Annotated in this window: 21 protein-coding genes; 12 read left to right on the top strand and 9 right to left on the bottom strand. The window is 63.1% G+C overall.

The genetic code is table 11. From position 1 onward, the window contains the following. Positions 1-120 precede the first annotated feature (120 nt). The 6 genes from VDQ28_RS17345 (at position 121) to VDQ28_RS17370 (ending at position 6,173) form a co-directional block, all read left to right on the top strand. Positions 121-1,158: an ABC transporter substrate-binding protein gene (locus tag VDQ28_RS17345; RefSeq protein WP_323037118.1), complete on the top strand. Its 1,038-nt coding sequence runs from the start codon at positions 121-123 to the stop codon at positions 1,156-1,158. A 73-nt stretch (positions 1,159-1,231) separates the two neighbouring features. Then, complete coding sequence (locus tag VDQ28_RS17350) at positions 1,232-2,056, top strand: ABC transporter permease (protein ID WP_323037119.1); 825 nt, start codon at positions 1,232-1,234, stop codon at positions 2,054-2,056. 1 nt (position 2,057) lies between these two features. Continuing rightward, complete coding sequence (locus tag VDQ28_RS17355; RefSeq protein WP_323037120.1) at positions 2,058-2,846, top strand: ABC transporter permease; 789 nt, start codon at positions 2,058-2,060, stop codon at positions 2,844-2,846. 15 nt (positions 2,847-2,861) lie between these two features. Further along, a complete protein-coding gene (locus tag VDQ28_RS17360) occupies positions 2,862-3,923 on the top strand; it encodes an ABC transporter ATP-binding protein (protein ID WP_323037121.1) in 1,062 nt (353 codons plus the stop codon). Continuing rightward, positions 3,920-5,254 (top strand): amidohydrolase, encoded by a 1,335-nt coding sequence (locus VDQ28_RS17365; protein WP_323037122.1) that lies wholly within the window; start codon positions 3,920-3,922, stop codon positions 5,252-5,254. Before VDQ28_RS17360 ends, VDQ28_RS17365 begins: the two co-directional genes overlap by 4 nt. Positions 5,255-5,258: 4 nt before the next feature. Then, positions 5,259-6,173: a nucleoside hydrolase gene (locus VDQ28_RS17370; RefSeq protein ID WP_323037123.1), complete on the top strand. Its 915-nt coding sequence runs from the start codon at positions 5,259-5,261 to the stop codon at positions 6,171-6,173. Here VDQ28_RS17370 and VDQ28_RS17375 read toward each other — a convergent pair. After that, a complete protein-coding gene (locus VDQ28_RS17375; protein WP_323037124.1) occupies positions 6,170-7,345 on the bottom strand; it encodes a M20 aminoacylase family protein in 1,176 nt (391 codons plus the stop codon). The two genes, VDQ28_RS17370 and VDQ28_RS17375, sit on opposite strands and share 4 nt — an antisense overlap. A gap of 74 nt (positions 7,346-7,419) precedes the next feature. On the opposite strand from VDQ28_RS17375, the gene VDQ28_RS17380 reads away from it, so the two are divergent. Continuing rightward, a complete protein-coding gene (locus VDQ28_RS17380; RefSeq protein WP_323037125.1) occupies positions 7,420-8,112 on the top strand; it encodes a phosphoribosyltransferase in 693 nt (230 codons plus the stop codon). 24 nt (positions 8,113-8,136) lie between these two features. Here VDQ28_RS17380 and VDQ28_RS17385 read toward each other — a convergent pair whose 3' ends face one another. Continuing rightward, positions 8,137-9,273: an acyl-CoA dehydrogenase family protein gene (locus VDQ28_RS17385; protein ID WP_323037126.1), complete on the bottom strand. Its 1,137-nt coding sequence runs from the start codon at positions 9,271-9,273 to the stop codon at positions 8,137-8,139. Then, positions 9,270-10,445 carry a CoA transferase gene (locus VDQ28_RS17390; RefSeq protein ID WP_323037127.1) on the bottom strand — a complete coding sequence of 392 codons (1,176 nt, stop codon included), beginning with the start codon at positions 10,443-10,445 and terminating at the stop codon, positions 9,270-9,272. Before VDQ28_RS17390 ends, VDQ28_RS17385 begins: the two co-directional genes overlap by 4 nt. An 81-nt stretch (positions 10,446-10,526) precedes the next feature. Between VDQ28_RS17390 and VDQ28_RS17395 the strand changes: the two genes are divergently transcribed. Continuing rightward, the gene (locus VDQ28_RS17395) at positions 10,527-11,444 is read left to right on the top strand and encodes a LysR family transcriptional regulator (protein ID WP_323037128.1); all 918 of its coding nucleotides are present in this window, start codon (positions 10,527-10,529) and stop codon (positions 11,442-11,444) included. A gap of 1 nt (position 11,445) precedes the next feature. On the opposite strand, the gene VDQ28_RS17400 is transcribed toward VDQ28_RS17395, so the two are convergent. Then, positions 11,446-13,350, bottom strand: a complete 1,905-nt coding sequence (locus VDQ28_RS17400; RefSeq protein WP_323037129.1) for an FAD-dependent monooxygenase — start codon at positions 13,348-13,350, stop codon at positions 11,446-11,448. A gap of 164 nt (positions 13,351-13,514) precedes the next feature. Here VDQ28_RS17400 and VDQ28_RS17405 point away from each other — a divergent pair, with 164 nt between their 5' ends. The 3 genes from VDQ28_RS17405 to VDQ28_RS17415 all read left to right on the top strand — a co-directional run bounded on the left by VDQ28_RS17405 (position 13,515) and on the right by VDQ28_RS17415 (position 16,602). Beyond that, on the top strand, positions 13,515-13,943 hold the full coding sequence (locus tag VDQ28_RS17405) for a MarR family transcriptional regulator (protein ID WP_323037130.1): 429 nt from the start codon (positions 13,515-13,517) through the stop codon (positions 13,941-13,943). Positions 13,944-14,246: 303 nt separating this feature from the next. Further along, the gene (locus VDQ28_RS17410; protein WP_323037131.1) at positions 14,247-15,737 is read left to right on the top strand and encodes a SulP family inorganic anion transporter; all 1,491 of its coding nucleotides are present in this window, start codon (positions 14,247-14,249) and stop codon (positions 15,735-15,737) included. Between the two features lie 10 nt (positions 15,738-15,747). Next, positions 15,748-16,602, top strand: coding sequence for a universal stress protein (locus VDQ28_RS17415; protein WP_323037132.1), 855 nt, complete (start codon positions 15,748-15,750; stop codon positions 16,600-16,602). Here the strand turns inward: VDQ28_RS17415 and VDQ28_RS17420 are convergent. Genes VDQ28_RS17420 through VDQ28_RS17440 form a run of 5 tightly spaced genes read right to left on the bottom strand, consistent with a single transcriptional unit; the run spans position 16,599 to position 21,231 of the window. Then, a complete protein-coding gene (locus VDQ28_RS17420) occupies positions 16,599-16,898 on the bottom strand; it encodes a DUF4387 family protein (protein ID WP_323037133.1) in 300 nt (99 codons plus the stop codon). The two genes, VDQ28_RS17415 and VDQ28_RS17420, sit on opposite strands and share 4 nt — an antisense overlap. Then, positions 16,898-18,253 (bottom strand): acyclic terpene utilization AtuA family protein, encoded by a 1,356-nt coding sequence (locus VDQ28_RS17425; protein ID WP_323037134.1) that lies wholly within the window; start codon positions 18,251-18,253, stop codon positions 16,898-16,900. The genes VDQ28_RS17420 and VDQ28_RS17425 overlap by 1 nt, the downstream gene beginning before the upstream one ends. Before the next feature lies 1 nt (position 18,254). Next, complete coding sequence (locus VDQ28_RS17430) at positions 18,255-19,772, bottom strand: tripartite tricarboxylate transporter permease (protein WP_323037135.1); 1,518 nt, start codon at positions 19,770-19,772, stop codon at positions 18,255-18,257. A 59-nt stretch (positions 19,773-19,831) separates the two neighbouring features. Further along, positions 19,832-20,269: a tripartite tricarboxylate transporter TctB family protein gene (locus VDQ28_RS17435; RefSeq protein ID WP_323037136.1), complete on the bottom strand. Its 438-nt coding sequence runs from the start codon at positions 20,267-20,269 to the stop codon at positions 19,832-19,834. Then, a complete protein-coding gene (locus VDQ28_RS17440) occupies positions 20,269-21,231 on the bottom strand; it encodes a Bug family tripartite tricarboxylate transporter substrate binding protein (RefSeq protein ID WP_323037137.1) in 963 nt (320 codons plus the stop codon). The genes VDQ28_RS17435 and VDQ28_RS17440 overlap by 1 nt, the downstream gene beginning before the upstream one ends. A gap of 124 nt (positions 21,232-21,355) precedes the next feature. On the opposite strand from VDQ28_RS17440, the gene VDQ28_RS17445 reads away from it, so the two are divergent. Beyond that, a complete protein-coding gene (locus VDQ28_RS17445) occupies positions 21,356-22,021 on the top strand; it encodes a response regulator transcription factor (protein ID WP_323037138.1) in 666 nt (221 codons plus the stop codon). Positions 22,022-22,052 lie beyond the last annotated feature (31 nt).

Genomic DNA, 22,052 nt, shown 5'->3' on the forward strand with positions numbered 1-22,052 from the left:
ATATAATTTGTGTCATGATGTTGACCTTGCGTCCATCACCCACAGTAAATACGGTTCTGATCATCACTTCGCTGCTCGCCCGCGATTCCGCTTGGGCAACCATCACAACAGGGGATAACCATGACGACACACAAGATCTTGAGCCTTGCAACCGTATCCGTGTTTGCCGTGATGGCGGCGGCACCTTCTGTCGCGCAATCCCGGACCTTTACGATCTCCTGGTGGGGTTTCAACGGTGACAAGCTGCAGGAAATCATCGTCGATCCGTTCGAGGAAATGTGTGGCTGCGAGGTCGTCTTCGAGACGGGCAATAACGCCGACCGTCTGAGCCGTCTGCAATTGCGCAGTGGCGAGGGCGTCGATGTGATCTATCTCACCGACCGTTTCTCGCAGCTTGGCATCGAATTGGGCATGTTCCAGCCCGTCGACCGCGCGCAAGTCCCGAATATCAGCGAACTCTACGATTTCGCACAAGCCCCGCAGGGTGAGTTTGGCCCGGCCTATACCATCGGCCGCGTCGGGATCGTCTATGACGCCGAGGCCGTGTCCGAGCCGATCACCTCGTGGAACGACCTGTGGCGCGAAGATCTGGCGTCGTCGATCTCGCTGCCCGGCATCACCACCACCGCCGGCCCGATGGTCGTGCTGCGGGCCGGTCAACGCGCCGGGGTCGATGCCTACACCGACACCGACACCGCCTTTGAACAGGTTGCCGAACTGGCGGCGAATGTGGTGACCAACTACAACACCGGCTCCGAGATGATCAACCTGTTCTCGACCGGCGAGATCACCGTGTCGATCGCACAGGATTTCGCGCTGGGCCGCATTCAAGCGGCGGTGCCGTCGGTGGTTTGGGCGGACCTCGAGGAAGGCTCGATCGCGACCTTGAACACGATCAACATTCCCATCGGTGCCGCAGAACCAGAACTGGCGCACCAGTTCCTCAACTTCGTGCTGTCGCCGGAAATCCAGCAAGTGCTGGCCGAGCAGGGCATTGATGCCCCGGTCAACACGCGCGTCATGCTGACACCCGAACAGGCCGCGCCCTGGACCTATGGCGACGAGATGATTTCCAGCTTGCAGCACGTCAATTATGTGCCGATGAACGCGGCGCTGGACGGCTGGATCAACCGCTGGAACGAGATTTTCGGCATGTAAGCCACACAAACCGACCTCCCCGAGGCGTAAGGCCGCCTCGGGGAGTTTTCCTTACCTTCGCGAAAGAACCGATATGAAACGTCTTGCGGGCTGGATTCTCTCGTCTCCGGCAACCCTCGCGATTTCCCTGTTCCTGATCATTCCGGTCGCCGCGACGATCAGCGTAACCTTCACCGCGCCGGACGGGATCTTTGACCCGTACCACGACTTTTTCGCGTCGGGGTTTCAGCGCACGGTTCTTTGGCGCACCTTCGAGGTGGCGGCGATCACCACGGTCGTTTCGGTGATCCTCGGGCTGTTGACCGCCTATGTCGTGTCCAGATGCCCGCCCTGGATGAAATCCGTGCTGATCGTGCTGGCGGTGTTCCCGCTGCTGACCGGTGTCGTCGTGCGATCCTTTGCCTGGCTGATCATTCTGGGCCGCAACGGCATCCTGAACAATTTCCTGCAATGGATCGGCGCCATCGAGCGGCCTTTGTCGCTGCTCTATACGCAGTCCTCCGTGATCGTCGCGCTGATTTATATATTCGTGCCGCTGATGGTACTGGTGTTGATCGGCGTATTGGAAAACATCCCCGACGACCTGATCCAGGCCTCGTCATCCTTGGGGGCCACACCCACCGCGACCTTCTTTCAAGTCGTGCTGCCGCTGGCCGTTCCGGGCCTGATTGTCGGCGCCGTGCTTGTGTTCACGGCCAGCTTCACCTCCTACGCCACGCCGCATCTGTTGGGTGGCACGCGGCAGATGATGATGGGCACGTTCCTGCATCAGCGCGCGATGGTCTCGTTCGATTGGGTCAGCGCCTCGACCGTGGCGGCCATCATGGTTGTGGTGATCGTGACGACCGTTCTGGTCATGACGCGCATCGCCCGCCGCCTCAACCCCATGGCCTCCTGAGATGAACACACGCATTCACCCCCTGCTGATCCTGATGACCATTGCGGTCTATATTTTCCTGATCGGGCCGCTGATCATCATTTTCGGGGCCTCGGTCTCGGACACCACGTTTCTGGCCTTTCCACCGCAAGGGCTGACCCTGCATTGGTTCAACAACATCTGGGAAATCAGTGCGTTCCGGCGCACGATCATCACCTCCATGCAGGTGGCGTTTCTGGGCACCGGGTTGGCGCTGCTGATCGGCGTGCCCGCCGCCTATGCGCTGAACCGGCATCGCATCTACCTGCCCGGCTGGCTGTCGACACTGTTTGTCTTGCCGATCCTGGTGCCCGAGATCGTGATCGGCTTTTCGCTGCTGCGCTCGGTCAATGTGGGCCTGGGCATACCGGTGTTCTTCGCGCTGCTGATCGGCCACACGCTGCTGGTGCTGCCCTATGTGATCCGGGTGATTTCGGCCTCGCTCGCGTCGTTTGATTTCTCCATCGAGGAAGCGGCGATCTCGTTGGGCAGCCGCCCGGTCAAGACGTTCTTTACCATCGTTTTGCCCAATGTGCGCTCGGGTATCCTCGCGGCGTTCATTCTGGCGTTCATCACCTCGATCAATGACGTGTCGGTGTCGCTGTTCCTGACCGGGCCGGGCATATCGACGCTGCCAATCCAGATTCTGGCGCATGTCGAGCAGTTCTTCGATCCGACCATCGCGTCGGTGTCGGTCTTGCTGATGATGCTGACCATCATTGTCATGATCATCGTCGAGCGTACGCTTGGCCTGACCGCGGTGACCAAATAACAAGGCGTTTTCCCTATGACTCTGCCCCTCTCGATCGACAATATCACCGCGCATTACGGCACTACCAAGGTTCTGGAGGACCTGTCGCTGACCGTGGGCGATGGTGAGTTGGTGTCCCTGCTGGGTGCGTCCGGCTGCGGCAAGACCACCACGCTGCGGCTGGTCGCGGGCTTCTTGCAGCCGACATCCGGCACCATCCGGCTGGGCGACAAGGACCTGACCCGCCTGCCCGCGCATGGTCGCGACATCGGCCTGGTGTTTCAGAATTACGCGCTGTTCCCGCATCTGAGCGTGCAAAACAACGTGGGTTTCGGGCTGAAACAGCGCAAGCTGTCGACGACCGAGCGCACCAAACGCGCGATGGAGATGCTGGAGCGTGTGGGCCTGGCGCATCTGGCCGACCGCTTGCCCGGCGAATTGTCGGGCGGCCAGAAACAGCGCGTGGCCCTGGCCCGCGCGCTGGTGATCGAGCCGCCGCTCTTGATGTTCGATGAGCCGCTTTCCAACCTTGACGCCAAGCTGCGCGTCGATATGCGCGTTGAAATCCGCCAGTTGCAGCGCGCCAACGGCACCACCGCGCTCTATGTGACCCATGATCAGGAAGAGGCGTTCTCGATTTCGGACCGCGTCGCCATTATGAACAGCGGCCGCATCATGCAGCTGGATACCCCCGAGACGCTCTATCAGCGCCCGGCCAATGCCTTTGTCGCGCGCTTTGTGGGCTTCGAGAACCTGATTGACCTCAAGGTGACAGCCCGCGACGGCGATACCGTTCGCGCCGAGTCCAAGGACGGCGCGCCGCTTGTGCTGTCGCAGGACCGGTTTGGCGCGATCCCCGACGCGTTCATTCTGGCGACGCGCCCCGACGGGTTGGTGGTGACCGACGATCAAAGCGCCGTCGGACTGCCTGCCACGCTGGGGATGCGGACCTATCTGGGTCGCGCCTATCAATACCAATGCCAGACCGGGGCCGGGCATCTTGTCGCCAACGGGTCTTTGGCAACACCGTTCGAGTCCGGCGCGCATGTCAAACTGGTGCCCAACCCCGATCAATGCGCGATCCTGAGGCCCGAGTGAAAACCCTCCTCACCAACGCCTGGGTCCTGACCGTCGATGCGGCGATGACCGAATATCAGCGCGGCTGGCTGTTGATCGACGGGGACAAGATCGCCGCACTTGGCGAGGGTGCTCCGCCCGCCGTGCCGGGCGCAGAGATCCGCGACATGGGCGGCGATATCGTCATGCCCGGTATGGTCAACCCGCATTGCCATATGGCGATGTCCGTGTTTCGCGGTTTGGGCGAGGATGTGGACGACCGTCTGTTTCGCTACATGCTGCCGCTGGAGCGCAAGTTTGTCTCGCCCGCGATGGTGCGCGCGGGGTCCGCCCTTTCGGCGCTGGAAATGATCATGGGCGGCGTCACCACCGTCGCCGACATGTATTATTTCGAGACCGAGGTTGCCGGGGTGATCGACCGCTCCGGCCTGCGCGGCGTGGTCGGTCAAACGCTGGCCGATTTCAACCCACCCGACCACAAGACCTTCGATGAGGGCTTTGCCCTTTGCGATGCACTGGTTGACGTCTGCGCTGGGAACAGCCGCGTGACCGCCTCCATTGCCCCGCACGCGCCCTATTCGACGGGCCTGAAAGTCATGGAACGGGTGGTCGCGTGGCACGCTGCCAACCCAGAAACCCGCATTCATATCCATCTGGCCGAGACCGAGGCCGAGGCCGCCTGGGCGATGGACACCCACAGGCTGAGCACCACCGCCGTTTGTGACAAGGCGGGCCTGCTGAAGCCCGGCACGATTGCGGCACATTGCCTGCTGATGGATGACGCCGATCTTGCGACCCTCGCGCGCACCGGCACCGGCGTTGCGCATAACGCGCGTTCAAATGGCAAGGCCGGGCGCGGCATGGCGCGCATCGAGGATATGCGCCGCGCGGGCATCCCCGTGGGCATCGCAACCGATGGGCCGATGAGCGGCAACACCCTTGATTTGTTTTCACAATTTGGCGTGGTGTCGATCTTTGCCAAAGTGCTGGGCCATACGCGCAAATCCCTGCCGACCCGCGACGTGATCCGCATGGCGACGATTGAAGGCGCGCAGGTCCTGGGGTTGGAGGCGCAAATCGGCTCGCTTGAGCCCGGCAAACAGGCCGATCTGATCCGCATCGACCTGTCGGCCCCGCGAATGCAACCGATCTATGACCCCTATTCGGTGCTGGTCTTTGCCACCATGCCGACCGACGTGCGCGACGTGATGGTCGAGGGCGCGTGGCTGATGCGCGACCGGGCGCTCCAGACGCTGGACCCGGCCAAGGTGCTGGCCGACGCCAATCAGGTCGCCGGGCAATTTCGCGCCGAGATCGCGGTAATTGACGCTGACTTGGCAGCGAAAGGCTAAGACCATGGGCACCGCGCACCGCATCCTGATCGACACCGACCCCGGCCTCGATGACGCGGTGGGCATTCTCTATGCCCTCGCCGAGCCGCGCTTTGCCATCGAGGGCGTCACCGCCGTGGCGGGCAACATCGGCATCGGCACGACCACCCGCAATGTCGGCAGCCTGTTGGCGGCGATGGGGCGCGCGGATATCGCCTATGCAGCGGGTGCATCCGGCCCTCTCAGAGGCGACGGGATCCATGAAGAGGCGATCCACGGCGTGGATGGGTTGGGCGGCGTCACCCTGCCCGCCCCCCGCGCCGCCCCCGATCCGCGCGGCGCCACCCGGTTTCTGGCAGACCAACTGCTGTCCGCCCCCGAAGGCGCGTTGACGGTTCTGGCGCTTGGCCCGTTGACCAACTTGGCGCTGCTGTCCCGCGATGCACCAAGGGCCTATGCCCGCATTGGCCGTATCATCGCGATGGGCGGCACGATCCATGAGCCGGGAAACTGCGGCCCTTATGCCGAATTCAACATGGCCGCCGATCCGCTGGCGGCGCAGATCGTGTTTTCCGGCCCCGTGCCCCTCACGCTGATCCCGCTGGATGTGACGCGGAAATTGCGCGCGAACCCTGAGGATCTGGCGCGACTGGCGGCGAAAGGGACAATCGCCGCCACGCTGTCTGCGGCGCTCATCCAAGCCTATTTCACGGATAACGCGGAACGCCAATCACGCCCGTTGCATGACCCCTGCGTGATGCTGCGGGCGCTGGAACCGCATTTGTTCGGAACCCAGCGCATGACGATTTCGGTCGATTGCGAGACGCATTTGGGGCGGTTGGTGCCCACGGCCGACGGCACCCCCATCGACGTCGCGATGACCATTGATGCCCCCGGCGCGCTCGAGGCGCTTTGGGCGGGGCTCGGCAATCAGCGCTAGGCGGGCAGGTCCATCTCGACAAGCCGTGTCCAGAACGCGATGCCCGGAACCAGCGCGTCATCGTTGAAATCGTAGCGCGTGTTGTGATGCAGCGCGCCGTCAACCGCCGGGCCATTGCCCAGCCAGACATAACACCCCGGCACATCCTGCGAGAAGAACGCGAAATCGTCGCCGGCGGTGGAGGGGGGAAAGCTGGTGCGAACGCGCGCCACACCGAGCGCGGATTGCGCCGCCGCCAAGGCGCGCGCGGTGGTGTCGGCCTCATTGATCACCGGCGGAATCCGGCGGGTGAATTGATAGTTCGCCGCGACGCCAAATGTTTGCGCAATACCGCGCGCGATGGTGCCGATTTCCGCCTCGAGCTGATCGCGGACTCTGGCCGAATAGGCCCGCGCGGTCCCGGCGACGCGCGCGGTATCGGGGATCACATTGAGCGCCTTGAAATCCCCGGCCTCAAGGGCGCAGGCACTGACCACGGCTGGCTCCAGCGGATCAACGACCCGCGCCACAACCGTATGAATTGCCGTCAGAAACTGCCCGGCAGCACTGATTGGATCGCGCCCCAGATGGGGTTTCGCGCCGTGCGTGCCGACGCCCGTGAACGTCACCGACCAACTGTCGGACGAGGCCAATTGCGGACCCATGACCACCGCCATTTCATCGACATCGAGGCCCGGCATATTGTGCAAACCATACACCCGGTCCACCGGAAATCTGGTGAAAAACCCATCCTCGATCATCGCCGCCGCACCGCCGCGTCCCTCCTCTGCCGGTTGGAAAATGAAATGCACCGTGCCCGAGAAATTCCGCGACCTCGCCAGATGCCGTGCCGCGCCCAGCAACATCGCCGTGTGCCCATCATGGCCGCAGGCGTGCATCGTATTGGCCCGCGTCGATTTATAGGGCCGGTCGGCCAATTCGGGCATGGCCAGCGCATCCATATCGGCGCGCAGCGCAATCCGCCCGCTGCCATTTCCCACCGTCAGCGAGCCGACAACCCCGGTTTTTCCCAACCCGCGATGCACGGTGATGCCCGCCTCTTCAAGCCTTTGCGCGACGATCTCGGCGGTGCGGGTCTCTTCAAAGCCCAATTCGGGATGCGCGTGCAGGTCGTGGCGCAGCGCCACAAGCCTCTCCAATTCGGGGGTATCAATCGTGAGCGGTGCGGACATGGCTTGCCTATCCTTGCGGTTCCGGGTCAAACCGATGTGACCCAATGCCGCGTTTGATACAAGAGGCTCTGCCCATGAGCATACACCCCCACGAATTCTGGCAGCATCTGGAGGCCCCCAACACGTATGCGTCGGGCCCCGGTGCGGTATACCAGAACGGTTATCCCGCGACCCTGCCGGATGGGCGGCAATTGCTGCTGCCGATCCGCGCGCTACCCGGTGGTGACGGCCGCGCCGTGGCTTCGTTGATCATCAATCAGGCGGCGTTCTCGGTCGAGGACGCGCTGGCCGACATCATGGCAGACCACTGGCGCGAGGCGCAGCCAGATGTCGTGATCGGTGTCCCGACCTTGGGGCTGCCGCTGGCCCAAGCCGTTGCGCGGCGGTTGGGACATGCGCGTATGGTGCCACTGGGGATATCGCGGAAATTCTGGTACACCGAGGCCTTGTCAGAGCCGATCAGTTCCATCACCTCGCCGGAAAAGGGCAAGATGCTCTATCTTGATCCGCGCATGGTGCCGCTGCTGACCGGACGTCGGGTGCTTTTGGTTGACGATGTGGTCAGTACTGGAACCTCACTGGCGGCGGTGCTGCGACTGCTGGCCAAGGCCGAGGTCACGCCAATTGGCATTTCCGTGGCGATGGAGCAAAGCGCGCGTTGGCGTGATGTGCTGCCCCGGCCAGAGCTGGTGCGCGGGGCTATCCGCACACCGATCCTGACGCGCATGGGCGATGGGTATGTCGACGCCGACGCGCCGCCAGCCTGAGCACTCCGGCGGCCCGGTCCAAGGTCAGGCCAGCAAGCCGCGCGCAATGATGGTGCGCTGGATCTCCGACGAGCCTTCGTAAATCCGGAAAATCCGCAGATCGCGCAGGTAGCGTTCCAGCGGGAAATCGCGGGTGTAGCCGTAGCCACCGTGGATCTGCAACGCGCGGTCGGCGATGCGCCACGCGGCTTCGGTAGCATAGAGCTTGGCAAAGGCGGATTCGGTGGAATAGCGCGCGCCGGTGCCGCGCTTGACGGCGGCTTGCATCGACAGCGCGCGGGCGGCGGCCAGTTCCGTGGCGCAATCGGCGAGCATGAATTGCAAACCCTGAAACTCGCCGATCATCCGGCCGCCGACCTTGCGCTCCTTGGCATAGGAAATCGCGGCTTTGAGCGCGGCATCGGCAATCCCGGTGGCCTGTGCCGCAACCTCGATGCGCCCGTTGTCGAGCACTTTCATCGCCGTGCGGAACCCGGTGCCCTCGTCGCCAAGACGGTTTGCCTCGGGCACGCGGCAATCGAAACTGATGCCGAACACATGCCCGCCCTTGAGGCCCATCGTGCGTTCATTCGGCGCAATATCAACACCTTGCGTGGCCTTTGGTTCGACGATGAACGCACTGACCCCGCGCGCACCAGCCTCGCGGTCGGTCTTGGCGTAAACGACGATGAAATCCGCCGCCCCGGCATTGGAGATGAAGCATTTGCTGCCCTTGATCCGGTATCCGTCGCCGTCACGCAGGGCATAGCTCGTCATGTCGGCAGGGTTGGAACCTGCCTGTGGCTCGGTCAGCGCGAAGGCGCCCAGGGTTTTCCCGGCGGCGGCATCGGGCAACAGCTGGGCTTTGAGGGCCGCATCCCCCCCCAACAGGATTGAATCCGTCGCCAGGAAATGCGCGGTCAGCATCGACGCGGTCGATCCACAGGCCCCGGCGATGGCCTCGACCGCGGCATAAAGCGCCGGACCAGACAGGCCAAGCCCGCCGTATTCTTCGGGCAAATTCATGCCCATCAGGCCCATCTCGGCCATGGCGGGCAGGTGAACCGTGGCAAAGATCGACTCTTCGTCCAGTGTCGCGGCCATCGGTGCCAGAACCTCTTGCGAGAAGCGGGTGATCTGGTTGATGACGGCGATTTCATCGTCGGACAGGGGATAGGTCATTTCTGTTCTCCTTTGGCCAATTCGGCCAGAATTCCGGCGGCATCGGCGTTCAATCCGGGTGCGGCCCGGCGGCCACCGCGTGCCGCGCCGCTGAAATGCACGGGCTGTTCGGGCACACGCAGGCGGCCCAAGGTTGGATGAATCACCTCGGATGCCAGGCCACGCTCAACGGCTTGAGTTGAGGCCCAGGCCTGCGCGACCGATTGGATTTCCGACGCCGGAATCCCGTTTTCGGACAAGCGCGCGACAGCCTCGGCCACGTCGCGCGTGCCCGCCCAAACCGCGATCCTTTCGGCCAGTGCGGGTTCATTGCTGCGTCGCAAGGGGTCGGTGGTAAAGCGGGGGTCGGTGGCCAAGTCGGGCTGCCCGATCACCGTGCAGAACGTCGCAAACAGCCGATCATTCAGCACCGCGACGGCAAAATGCCCGTCGCGCGCCGGATAGGTGCCAAACGGGGCCGAAAGCGCGTGGCGGTTGCCGGTACGGGACGGTGTTTCCCCCGCCATCAACGTGCGACAGGCCAGAAGCGGCATCATCGAGGTCAGCGCATCGAACAGCGCCACATCGACGTGGCGGCCCTTGCCCGTGCGGCTGCGGTCGAACAAGGCCACCATCGTGCCCCAAGCGGCGAAAAGCCCGCCCGCCACGTCGCCCAGCGCCTCGCCGATCATGGTGGGCGTGCCATCGGGGTCGCCGGTCACATCCATCAGGCCGCTCATCGCCTGAATGATGATGTCATAGGCGGGTTTGGCGGTGTTGCTGCCGGTCTGGCCAAAGCCCGACACCGAGACATAAACCAGCCTTGGAAACGCCTCTGCGAGGGCCTCGACCCCAAGGCCCAGCTTCTCCATCACGCCGGGGCGAAAATTCTCGACCAGCACGTCGGTTTCGGCCAGCAATTGCTTGATCGTGGCGATGTCCTCGGCTGATTTCAGATCCAGCACAAATGAGCGTTTGCCCCGGTTTATGGACTGAAACAGCAGGCTTTCACCGTGTTTGAACGGCCCGATATGACGGTAATCGTCACCGTGCACGGCCTCGATCTTGATCACATCCGCCCCAAGATCGGCCATCAGCGCGGTACAATACGGCCCGGCAAGGACGCGGGTGAAATCCAGCACGCGAACGCCGTCCAGCGGCTTTGCGGATGGGGCAGCGGCGGGATCGGGCATGAGGTCACTCCTGTTTGATTGGCTGGAGTTTACGCCACGCCATGCTATAAGAAGAAATACAGATTTTTCATAGAGCAATAGATGAAACCTATACCCATCACCTTGCGGCACATCGACTATGTGATTGCGACCGCCGAGGGCGGCAGCACCGCCGCCGCGGCCCGCATGTTGAATGTGTCGCAGCCCTCGGTGTCACTGGCGATTGCCAAGGTCGAGGATCACTTTGGCCGGCCCCTGTTTGCGCGCACCTCGGGTCAGGGCGTGATCCCGACCTATTTCGGACACCAGAAACTGAGCGAGTTCAAGGCGCTGCGCCATGAGGCCCAGCGCTCGCTCAACCCGGACATCTCGCAGAACACCGTTCTCAATCTTGGCGTCTTTTCGACGCTTGGCCCGCGATACGCCCCGGCTCTGGTGCGCGGGTTTCAGGCGGAAAACCCGAAGATGACCGTGCGATTGCATGAGGCAAACCTTGAAACCTTGGCGACATGGCTGGAAGCTGGACAGATCGACGTGGCTTTGCTCTATGATCTCGGGCTGCCGTCGAGCCTCGAGATCACGCCGCTCGCCGATATTCGCCCCTATGGGCTTTTGCCCGCAGCGCATCGCTTGTCTGATCGCCCCGCCGTGAGCATGGCCGACCTGTTGCAAGACCCGCTGATCCTGGTGAGCCTGCCACACAGTCGCGGCTATTTCCTCGGTCTGGCGCAGATGCAGGGGATCAACCCGAAAATCGCCTATGAAACGGACTCGGTTGAAATGCTGCGCTCGATGGTGGCGAATGGTCTTGGCGTGGGGCTACTGGCAACCGATATTCCGCATGAGTTGGCGTATGATCGGCGGCCCGTCCTGCGGATGCCGCTGACCGGCGATCTGGCGCCGCATCGCATTGCCCTGGCGAAATCGGCGCGTTTGCGCGCCAATCCGCTGGTCGATCACTTCTGCCGCTTTGCGCAAGGCGCGTTCGCCCCGGGCGCGGCGCTTTGGCAACGGTGTTGAGTCACGACGCGGGCCGCAGGAACCCCGCAAAGAACGCGGTCAGTTCGGCCCGCGCCGCCAGTGGCAGGACATGCGCGACGTATTGATCGGGCCGGACGATCACAAGGCAACCCGCATCGCGGTTGATGCCGCGTTGCGCATAGATATCCTCGCCGCGCTTGGGGTCGATGCAGAAAATCTTCTCGTAATCGCACAGCCCGTATTGCCCTTTGTGCGGGCGCAAGGCTGCGGGCATCGCGCCATAGTCAAGGTCGCGAAAGCCGCTTTGGAACACCGCGCGCAGGTCGATCACCGCGTCGATATCGTCGCCCGCGCGGGTATGCGCCACGATCGGCGAGGCGGGGTCGCTATCCAGCCAATCGCACAGATCCGCAACCGCGCCGCCCGGTTGGCCGGTGTCACCCGCACCGGCAAAGGCAAACAGGTGCCATTGCATACCAGCCTCGAGGCAATGGCCCAGCTGCATCGGCTTGGCGTCGGCCAGCCGCACCACCGGGGCCGAGTGGAACCGTTTTCCAATGTTGAACCCCGGCGCAAGGGCTTGATGCTCTGCGCCGCCGGTCAGGGCCGAGGGCTCATATTGAATCGTCAGGCCGCAGGTGAAGGGCAGGTTGTTCTCGAATTCGCGGGCGACGCGAGGCCGGGTGTCGGCGTCTTCACGGCTGACCTTTTCGCCAACGACGCGCGCCCATTCGTGGTCGAATTCCACCAGACCCTTGGCTGCCGCGCGGCGTTCCGCGGTATAGCTATGCAAGAGCGAGGGGTCCGACCGCCCGGTCAGCACCGAGATCAGCTTCCAGCCCATGTTGAACGTATCGCCCATCGACACGTTCATCCCCTGCCCCGCCTTGGGGCTGTGCGTGTGGCAGGCATCCCCGGCCAGCATCACGCGCGGCGACCGGGTGGCGATCTGATCGGCGGGCACGTCGTCGAACCTGTCGGTCAACCGGTGGCCCACTTCGTAGATCGACCACCAGACGACCTCTTTGACGTCCAGTGTGTAGGGGGCAAAGATGCGCTGCGCCTTGTCGATGATGGTCGTGGCATCCATGCCGCGTTCGGCGACGCGCTCCTCCTCGCCCAGCCGATCCAGTTCCACATAGAGCCGCACAAGATAGCCCCCTTCGCGTGGCAAGATCATCAGCGTGCCCGCCGTTTCCGACCGCACGAAGGATTTGACCCGCCAATCGGGGAAATCAGTGACCGCCAGCAGGTCGATCACCCCCCAGGCCTGATGCGCCGCGTCGCCATGCAGCGCGCCACCAATGGCGCGGCGCACGTTGCTGCGCGCGCCATCACACCCGACGACATAATTGGCGCGCACCGTCTCACGCTGGCCCTCGCGCCCCGGTGCCGTGTGTTCCAGCGTGACGGTGACAGGGTGATCGTCGGTGGTGGGATCAACCGTCAGGTCGGTGACGCGCAGCCCATAGTCCGGCTCCAACCGGGTTGGCGAATGGCGCATGATATCGAGGAACATGTCGTGAATGCGGGCCTGATTGATCAGGATATGCGGCATCTCGGAGGTTCCGTCCGGCACGTCCTGCACACGCGCGGCACGCTGAAGGCGACCGTTGCTCGGAGTCCAGAAGGTCGTCTCGTTGATCCAGATCGATTCGCGTTTGACCTTGTCAGCAAAGCCGAAGGCCTGAAACATCTCCATCGACCGCACGCTGATACCGTCCGCCTGCCCCTTTTCCATCGGCCCGGCTTTTGGGTCGACGATCATCGTACGTATCGACGGCACGCCCGCCAATTGCGCGGCAAGACACAGGCCCGCAGGGCCCGTGCCGGCGATCACCACATCAACCGTTCGCGGCAGGCCGTTCGTGCGATCATGCGCGTTCGGCGCCGCCGCCTTGAGATCGGGGTCGCCCGGACGAAACCCGTTGAGGTGGTATTGCATGATCTTGCCCTCCCAGCCCGAACCCTGACTGGGCGCAGCGCAGGCAATTAGTAACTGTACTTACTATATTTCGTCAAGAAAAAAGATATGTGTGCTTTCTATTTCTCCGGTTTTCTGACATACCCACCCCTTGACGATCACCCGGAGACCAAAGGGACAGCACAATGGAAGCCTATGGCATGGCCGGGCATCTCATTCGCCGGTTGCACCAGATTTCAACACAGGTGTTCATGGCGCGTATGCGCGATGCGGGCATCGACGTGACGCAGGTCCAGTTTGCCGCGATGGATGCGATCCGCGCCAACCCCGGCGTCGATCAGGCCAGCGTTGCGGCGCTGATTGCCTATGATCGCGCGACGATTGGCGGCGTGATCGACCGTCTGGTCAGCAAGGGCTATGTGGCGCGAACCGTCAGCGACCGCGACCGCCGTGCGCGCGAAGTGCAACTGACAGCCGAAGGCGCGCGGCTCTTTGACGACTTGCTGCCACTGGTGCGCGGCTTGCAAGACGAGATCCTGAGCAAACTGACGCCCGCAGAACGCGAAACCTTTGTCGCTCTGGCGCATAAAACGATCAACAACAACGCCACCTGACCCGCGCCGACTCTCGGGTCGCGGGCCTCCACATGGCCCGGAACACCGACCGGCGCCGCTATCACCAGCCCCTCGGAACGCGCGCACACAGCGTCATTCTGGCTTGAGGTCCCCACACAGGGCCCTCGCAAGAACGCGGGTTGGCATTTGCGACCACAGCCGCTAAAAGCCCTGCGACCATTGGCCTCAGCGCCGGATCGCGGTCCGCAGACCTGCGCCCTGTGCCGCAACGCCTTGCCATTACGCCTTGTCGAAACACACGAACAGCAGAATGGCGCCTTTCAGCCCGCAAACGGATTTTTCATGATCTCACTCGATGCCTACCGTCGGCAATGGACCGACAATATCCGCGCTGACCTGCTGTCGGGTCTGGTTGTTGCCCTGGCGCTGATCCCCGAGGCGATTGCCTTTTCCCTGATCGCCGGTGTGGACCCAAAAGTGGGCCTGTATGCCAGTTTCTCGATTGCGGTGATCACGGCGATTGTTGGCGGGCGACCCGGCATGATCTCGGCGGCGACGGCGGCGACGGCAGTCTTGATGGTGACCTTGGTGCGCGATCACGGGTTGCAATATCTGCTGGCGGCGACGGTGCTTGCGGGGCTTTTGCAGATCGGCGCGGGGTTCCTCAGCCTTGGTCGCGTCATGCGCTATGTGTCGAAATCGGTGATGACGGGGTTTGTCAACGCCTTGGCAATCCTGATTTTCATGGCACAATTGCCCGAGCTTGACCCGCGCAGCGTGACGTGGCTGACTTATGTTCTGGTCGCGGCGGGGTTGGGCATCATTTACCTGTTTCCGCTGCTGACCCGCGCCATCCCCTCGCCTTTGGTGACGATTGTCGTGCTGACCGCGCTGGCTTGGGCGCTGGGCCTCGATGTGCGCACGGTGGGCGATATGGGCGCGCTGCCCGACACTTTGCCGGTCTTTCTGCTGCCCGACATTCCGCTGACATTCGAGACCTTCATGATCATCCTGCCCTATTCGGTGGCGGTGGCGGTTGTCGGTCTGCTGGAAAGCCTGATGACGCAAACGCTGGTCGATGATCTGACGGACACCACATCCAGCCGCGATCAGGAGTGCATCGGTCAAGGCGTCGCCAATACGGTTACCGGGTTCATCGGTGGCATGGCAGGTTGCGCGATGATCGGCCAGTCGATGATCAACGTGAAATCGGGCGGTCGCGGGCGGTTGTCGTCCTTTGTCGCGGGTGTGTTCCTGCTGATCCTTGTCGTGGGGCTGGGCGATCTGGTCAGCATCATTCCCATGCCCGCGCTGGTGGCGATCATGATCATGGTGTCGATCGGCACATTCAGCTGGTCGTCGATCGGCAACCTGCGCACGCATCCGCGCTCCAGTTCGGTGGTGATGGTGGCGACGGTGGCAACGGTGGTTTACACGCATAATCTGGCGATTGGCGTGCTGGTGGGTGTGCTGTTGTCGGGGATCTTCTTCGCCGGAAAAATCGCGCAATTGTTTCGCGTCACCTCGGAGATCAGCAAGGATGGCCGGGTGCGCACCTACCGGATCGAGGGGCAATTGTTCTATGGCTCGGTCGAGGATTTGATGAAGGCGTTTGACTTTCACGAAGCGCCCGAGCGGGTTATCATCGACGTGAGCCGCGCGCATATCTGGGATATTTCCTCGGTTCAGGCGCTCGACATGGCGGTGCTGAAATTCCGCCGTGACGGGGCCGAGGTGGAGATTGTCGGCATGAATGAGGCGTCCGAGACCTTGATGGACCAGCTTGCGGTGCATGACAAACCGGGCGCGATGAGCGACCTGGTGGCGCATTGAGGAGACCGACATGAGCAGCAAAATCATCGCCTTGATCGACGGATCAATCTATTCGCATTCGGTGTGCGACCACGCCGCCTGGGTCGCGCAGCGCACCGGGTGGAGCGTCGAGTTGATGCATGTTCTGGGCCGCCGCGATAGCGCCGCGAAATCCGACCTCTCGGGCTCGATTGCCTTGGGGGCGCGGTCGGCGTTGCTGGCGGATCTGGCGGAGCTTGATGAACAGCGCGCCAAGTTGGTGGCCCATCGCGGACGCGCGATCCTGGAGGATGCTCAGGCCATTCTGGAAAACGCCGGCGTCACCGACATCACCACCCGCCTGCGCCACGGCGATATTGTGGACACGATGGCCGAGCAAGAGGCCGGGGCCGAATTGGTGATGATCGGCAAGCGTGGCGAGGCGGCGGATTTCGCCAAGGGGCATCTGGGCTCGAATTTGGAGCGTATCGTGCGCGCCAGCCAGAAACCTGTGCTGGTGACCTCGCGGGCGTTCAAGCCGATTTCCAGGATTTTGGTGGCCTATGACGGCGGGGCCTCGGCGCAGCGGGCGGTGACCCATATCGCGCAATCGCCGATCTACAGCGGGTTGACGGTGCATATCGTCACCGTCGGCACCCCCAGCACCGAGCTTCAGCAAAAGATGAAGGACTCGCAGGCCATGCTGCAGGCAGCCGGATTGACCACAACCGTGGGCATCGTCGCCGGGGCGTCGGAAACCGCGCTGGGCGATCTGGTCGATGAACAGGGCTTTGACATGCTGGTGATGGGCGCCTATGGCCACAGCCGCATCCGCAGCCTGATCATTGGCTCGACCACCACCGAGATGATCCGCTCGTGCAAAGTGCCGGTGATGCTGATCCGCTAGAGCGCCATTTCTTCCAGCAACACCGCCAGCGCCGCGCCATGCATGTCGCGGTCATCGCGGCTGCCTTGCACGACGGGGCGCGGGATCGACAGTTTGATCACCGACAGTTCGGCAATATCGAACCGCTTGACCAGGTGCTCGGGCGTGCCGGTGAGGGCGGCGATCCGGGCGGTTTCAAGGGCGGCGCTGACCGTGGCAAAAGCCTCGGCGCTGCCGCAGAATATGTCGATGGTGATCCAGAACGGCCCCGCGTTTTTCGAGCGGACCTTCAGCACCCTATCGCCAAGACGCGCCATCAGTTCACCTCGCTTACAACAAGTCGGAAGGCCGACATCGGGTCATCCAGTTCCATCACATGATTCAAGGCGAACTCATACAGAGGGCCTCGGTCGGTGGTGGCGGGCGAATAGGGAAAGGCGAAGGTCGGCAGTTCCTCGTCCTGGGTCAGCGGATAATGCAGCACGAACGGGTTGATCAATTTGCCGATTTCCGAGGCAAGCGCCTGGGTTTGCGCGGTGACGATGCCCAGAACGCCAACCTCAGAGGGTGTGCCGGTCTTGGTTTCCAGCGCGCCCAAGGCGGCATTCACACCGATCAACCGGAATTCCAGCGTGTAATCGGGTGGCGTCAGCCCCATGCGCTGGGTGATCTGGTCGGTCAGATAGGCGTGCAACTGATCCGCCCAAAGCCGCGCGTTGGCGACGTAATGCGCCTGGCGTAGCACCGCGAGGATGGTGGTCTGAAACCCGGCCTTGCGCGCACCCTCCAGCTTGACGGTATAGCGTCCCGGCACCCATTGCGACCCCTCGACCCGCACCCGGCGATCATCGAGCGCGGCATAGCGCGCGCCGCGCACATCCAGATAGCCGCCCGGTTCATAAAGCTGAAACGGGTCGGAGTTTTCATAGAGCATATGCGCCGAGACCGAATGCGGCGTGCAGCGGGCAGTGGCGGCCATGGCCTCGACGGTGAAGCCCTGTTCGTCGAAATCGACCAGAATCACGCCCGAGGTCGGGTTGGTCGAACACAGCGCGCCGCATTCGGCGATCTTGGCGCCGTGCCACGCGCCGCCGGGGTGGTCGCCGCGCAACAATGGCAGGGCGGCGATGGTGGCGGTGTCGGTCACGCGGCCGCACAGGATGATGTCGGCCCCGGTGGCCAGCGCCGCCTGCACCTGCTCGACGCCGCCCAAGGCGACGATGTTGGTCATCGCGCGCAACCCGTCGGCGTCGATGTCTGGCGCGGGGGTCAGCGGGTGGATGCGGCCATTTTCCAACGCCGTGACCACGCGCGCGGCGGGTTGACTGGAATAGAGCCGTGCCACGCGCAGGCTTTGCCCCAGCTCCGCCGCCAACTCGCAGGTGATGGCATACATCCAGTCCACCGTCGCATCGGTGCCACTGGTGCCCGAGGTGCCCAGAACCAGCGGAACCCCGGCCTCGGCCCGCGCCCGCATCAGGTGGCGCCATTCCGATTTTGTGGCGGCGCGGGCATATTTGCTTTCGCCCGCCCCCAAGGAAAACGGGCCAGAGTCGGTCGATCCGCCGTCAATGGCGATGATGTCGGGCTTGGCGGCCACGCCGCGCGCCAAGGCGACGCGGTCGAAGCCCAGACCCAACACGCCCGAAGGCACCAGAACGCGCGTTGCCATATCAGTCTCCGTGCATTTCTGTCGGTTGCGCGGGCCGTTTGAGGAACCGACGCAAGAACACCGGGGCCATGAACCCAAGGATCGCCGCGACCCACAGGCCGGTCGAGATCGCCGACGAGAACAAATAGGTCCAGTCGCCATTCGACAGGACCATCGCGCGGCGCAGGTTATCCTCCATCGCGTTGCCCAGCAAGATGCCCAGAATGATCGGCACGGTCGGGATATCGAGCTTGCGGCACACATAGCCCAGCACGCCAAATCCGACCATCAGCAGCATGTCAAAGGACGACCCGGTCAGGGAATAGATGCCGACAAAGGCGACCATCGTGACGCCCGGCAGCAGCACATGCGACGGCACCGACAGGATGCGCACGAAAATCTTGACCATCGGCACGTTCATCACCAGCAGCACGATATTGGCGATCAACAGCGAGGCGATCAGGCCCCAGACGACCTCGGGCCGTTCGGTGAACAGCAACGGGCCGGGGGTGATGTTGAGCGTGAGCAACAGCGCCAGCAGAACCGCCGTGGTGCCAGACCCCGGCACGCCCAGCGTCAGCATCGGGATCAGGGCGCCCCCGGCGGCGGCGTTGTTGCCGGCCTCTGGGGCTGCCACGCCGCGCACATCGCCTTTGCCGAATTTGGATTTGTCGCGCGCCCAGGCCTTTTCACCGATATAGGCTAGGAACGAGCCCAGAGACGCCCCTGCCCCCGGCAGGATGCCCGCAACAAAGCCGATGCCGGTGCCGCGCAGCATGGTGCCCCAGGTGCGTTTCAGGTCTCCCCACGGGATCGTCACCTTGCCCAGTTTCACGCCAATCGCCGAGTTCTTGCCGTGGCTCTCGATGAAAAAGAACACTTCCGAAACCGCGAACAGGCCGACGATGGCGACCAGAAAGTCGATACCGTCCATCAGATGCAGGTTGCCATGGGTAAAGCGCGGCATCCCGGTTGTCTGGTCCAGGCCGATCATCGCAATCGACAGGCCCAGCACGGCGGCCAGCGCCGATTTGGCCTGATTGTTGGCCCCGACCCCGCCCAAGGTGCAAAACGCCAGCAGATAAAGGGCGAAATATTCGGCCGGGCCGAATTGGAACGCCACCCGCGCCAGCAAAGGGGCCATCAGCATCAGGCCGACGGTGGCCAGAAACGCGCCGACAAACGAGGCCACGCCGGACACCACCAGCGCGTCGCCTGCCCGTCCCTGTTTGGCCATCGGGTAGCCGTCGAGCGTGGTCATCATCGCCGGTTCATCGCCGGGAATGTTCAACAGGATCGAACTGATCCGCCCGCCATACATCGCGCCGTAGTACACCGAGGTCAGCAGCACCAGCGCCGAGACCGCATCCAGCCCCATCGAGAACGAGATCGGGATCAGCAGCGCCACGCCGTTCGAGGGGCCAAGGCCGGGCAGCGCGCCGATGATCGTGCCGAAAAAGCAGCCGATCACCGCCAGCATCAAGGTCCAGGGGCTGAGCGCGATGGAAAAACCCAGCGCCAGATTCGAGAGGATATCCATAATGTTCTCCCATCGACCGACCTTTGTGGCCGATCCGAACAGTAAGCGGGGTTATCGCGTCAGAACCAGCCGCGCGGAAACGGCTGTAGTCCAAGACCGAGGAGCAGTTTGAACACCACGAACAGCCCGACCGACAGGCCAAGCCCGGTCAGCAGCGCCGAGCTGGGTTTCGGGTTGATCTGATAGCTCAGGATGCCCGCCGCAAAGGCCGTCGGGATCAGGAACCCCAAAGGCCGGATGGTCATGGCGTAGGTCAACAGCACGGCCAGCGCGATGGCCAGTTGTGCGGCGGTGCGCAGGCCGGGCCAGTCGGCATCGGGATCAGGGCGCAGCACCAGCACCGCCGAGCACAGGATGACCAGAAGGCCGATCAGATACGGAAAGACCCGCGGGCCCACGGGGTCCGACAGAAAACTGGTCCGAATCTGGGTGGCGCTGTAGAGATACCCCAGCGCCACCACGATCAGAACCAGACCAAAGATCCGGTCTGCTTTCATTACTGAATCACGCCGATCAGGCGGCTCAGGGCTTCGGTCTGGGCAATCACGCCGTCGATCCAGTCCTGAAAGTCGTCACCGACCTTGGTGAACGGGGCCAGACCATTGGCCTCCATGGCGGCTTGCCATTGGGGGCTGGCAGCGACGGCGGCCAGACGTTCGGCCCAGACGTTGAACTCGGCATCGGTGATACCGCCGGGAACATAGAGCCCGCGCCAATTCACCGCGACCACGTCATAGCCTTGCTCGCGCGCGGTGGGGATATCCTCGAACCCGGGCACTCGCTCTTCGGTCAGAACCGCCAGCACGCGCACATCGCCCGAGCGCACAAAGCCCACGATCTCCGACATGTCGCCGGTCATCGCCTGCGTGAAGCCGCCGATGGTCTGGGTGATCGCATCCGCGCCACCGTCAACCCCGATATAGCGGATCTGGGTGATGTCCTCGAGGCCCGCCGCCTGCAGGATCTGCAGCGGCTTCATATGATCAAAACCACCCACCGCCGAGCCACCGGCAAAGGCCACCGAGGTCGGATCGGCCAGAATCGCATCGACCATGTCAGTGAGCGACTGGAACGGGCTGTCGGCCGCGACCACGATCACGCCGGGATCGGCACCGATGGCCCCGACAAAGCGCACCTGATCCGCGGTCGAGCCGGCATAAGCGTTCTGCGCCAGACGGGTGGTCGTGGCGGATGACGCTGCGACGATCAGATCGGGGTCGGTGTTGCGCTCGTTGACAACGTTGACGAAGGCCAAGCCACCACCGGCACCGGCCATGTTGGTCACCTGAATCGGCGCATCGACGACGCCGATCTCGTACATGATGCTGCTGATCTGGCGGCAGGTGAAATCCCAGCCACCACCCGGGTTGGCGGGGGCAATGCACTCGGTTGCGAATGCGGGCGCGGCAAGCGCCAAGGCGGCACCCATCGACAGGGCCCCGAACGTAAACTTGGTCATGTGTTTCCTCCACAATGTCGGCAAGGGCAAACGTGTATGGTCACGCCCTCCCCCCTTGCATTCGGACAGCTTTCACTGAAAACCTTGCACAGACCTGTCACGGACCCAAGAAAAGAGCCGCGCCATGCGTTTTTTGCTCATCGAGGACAATCTGAACCTGGCGCAGTCGATCTGCGCGCGATTGTCTCTGGAAGGGCACGCCGCCGATCATGCCTCCAGCCTCAGGGATGCCGAAGACCATCTTGCGGCGGCGGCCTACGACTTGATCTTGCTGGATATTACGCTGCCCGATGGGGATGGGCGCGACTTTCTGACCAAGCACCGCGCCGCACGATCCGATACACCGGTGATCGTGCTGACCGCGCGATCGGCGATCTCGGACCGGGTTGATACGCTGGATCTGGGAGCCGACGACTATCTGACAAAACCCTTTGATTTCGCCGAGTTGGAGGCCCGCTGCCGGGCCGTGTTGCGCCGCCGTGGCGGCACGGTCTCGCCGCTTCAGCACTATGCCGATCTGGTTTTCGATCCGATGGGTGCCTGTGTCACGGTCAATGGCGAGGTGCGCGACCTGCGCAATCGCGAACTGCGATTGCTGGAAATCCTGCTGTCCGCGCCCGGTCGCATTCTGTCGAAAGACCAGCTTTGCGACCGTTTGTTTTCCTATTCCGAACCGGTCAGTGACAACGCAATCGAGGTTTATGTCGCCCGGCTGCGCCGCAAACTGGCCGGAAGCGAAGCACGGATCGAGACCAACCGCGGGCTTGGCTATCGGCTGACCGGCGGATGACAGCGCCCGGCGACGCCCCTGCCCGCTTTCC

This window comes from Pararhodobacter sp. (assembly GCF_034676545.1).
GTDB lineage: Bacteria > Pseudomonadota > Alphaproteobacteria > Rhodobacterales > Rhodobacteraceae > Pararhodobacter.

Bases quoted from the DNA above. Each gene is read 5' to 3' on its own strand.
- VDQ28_RS17345 (WP_323037118.1), top strand. From the start codon at position 121: ATGACGACACACAAGATCTTGAGCCTTGCAACCGTATCCGTGTTTGCC.
- VDQ28_RS17350 (WP_323037119.1), top strand. From the start codon at position 1,232: ATGAAACGTCTTGCGGGCTGGATTCTCTCGTCTCCGGCAACCCTCGCG.
- VDQ28_RS17355 (WP_323037120.1), top strand. From the start codon at position 2,058: ATGAACACACGCATTCACCCCCTGCTGATCCTGATGACCATTGCGGTC.
- VDQ28_RS17360 (WP_323037121.1), top strand. From the start codon at position 2,862: ATGACTCTGCCCCTCTCGATCGACAATATCACCGCGCATTACGGCACT.
- VDQ28_RS17370 (WP_323037123.1), top strand. From the start codon at position 5,259: ATGGGCACCGCGCACCGCATCCTGATCGACACCGACCCCGGCCTCGAT.
- VDQ28_RS17375 (WP_323037124.1), bottom strand. From the start codon at position 7,345: ATGTCCGCACCGCTCACGATTGATACCCCCGAATTGGAGAGGCTTGTG.
- VDQ28_RS17380 (WP_323037125.1), top strand. From the start codon at position 7,420: ATGAGCATACACCCCCACGAATTCTGGCAGCATCTGGAGGCCCCCAAC.
- VDQ28_RS17385 (WP_323037126.1), bottom strand. From the start codon at position 9,273: ATGACCTATCCCCTGTCCGACGATGAAATCGCCGTCATCAACCAGATC.
- VDQ28_RS17390 (WP_323037127.1), bottom strand. From the start codon at position 10,445: ATGCCCGATCCCGCCGCTGCCCCATCCGCAAAGCCGCTGGACGGCGTT.
- VDQ28_RS17395 (WP_323037128.1), top strand. From the start codon at position 10,527: ATGAAACCTATACCCATCACCTTGCGGCACATCGACTATGTGATTGCG.
- VDQ28_RS17400 (WP_323037129.1), bottom strand. From the start codon at position 13,350: ATGCAATACCACCTCAACGGGTTTCGTCCGGGCGACCCCGATCTCAAG.
- VDQ28_RS17405 (WP_323037130.1), top strand. From the start codon at position 13,515: ATGGAAGCCTATGGCATGGCCGGGCATCTCATTCGCCGGTTGCACCAG.
- VDQ28_RS17410 (WP_323037131.1), top strand. From the start codon at position 14,247: ATGATCTCACTCGATGCCTACCGTCGGCAATGGACCGACAATATCCGC.
- VDQ28_RS17415 (WP_323037132.1), top strand. From the start codon at position 15,748: ATGAGCAGCAAAATCATCGCCTTGATCGACGGATCAATCTATTCGCAT.
- VDQ28_RS17420 (WP_323037133.1), bottom strand. From the start codon at position 16,898: ATGGCGCGTCTTGGCGATAGGGTGCTGAAGGTCCGCTCGAAAAACGCG.
- VDQ28_RS17425 (WP_323037134.1), bottom strand. From the start codon at position 18,253: ATGGCAACGCGCGTTCTGGTGCCTTCGGGCGTGTTGGGTCTGGGCTTC.
- VDQ28_RS17430 (WP_323037135.1), bottom strand. From the start codon at position 19,772: ATGGATATCCTCTCGAATCTGGCGCTGGGTTTTTCCATCGCGCTCAGC.
- VDQ28_RS17435 (WP_323037136.1), bottom strand. From the start codon at position 20,269: ATGAAAGCAGACCGGATCTTTGGTCTGGTTCTGATCGTGGTGGCGCTG.
- VDQ28_RS17440 (WP_323037137.1), bottom strand. From the start codon at position 21,231: ATGACCAAGTTTACGTTCGGGGCCCTGTCGATGGGTGCCGCCTTGGCG.
- VDQ28_RS17445 (WP_323037138.1), top strand. From the start codon at position 21,356: ATGCGTTTTTTGCTCATCGAGGACAATCTGAACCTGGCGCAGTCGATC.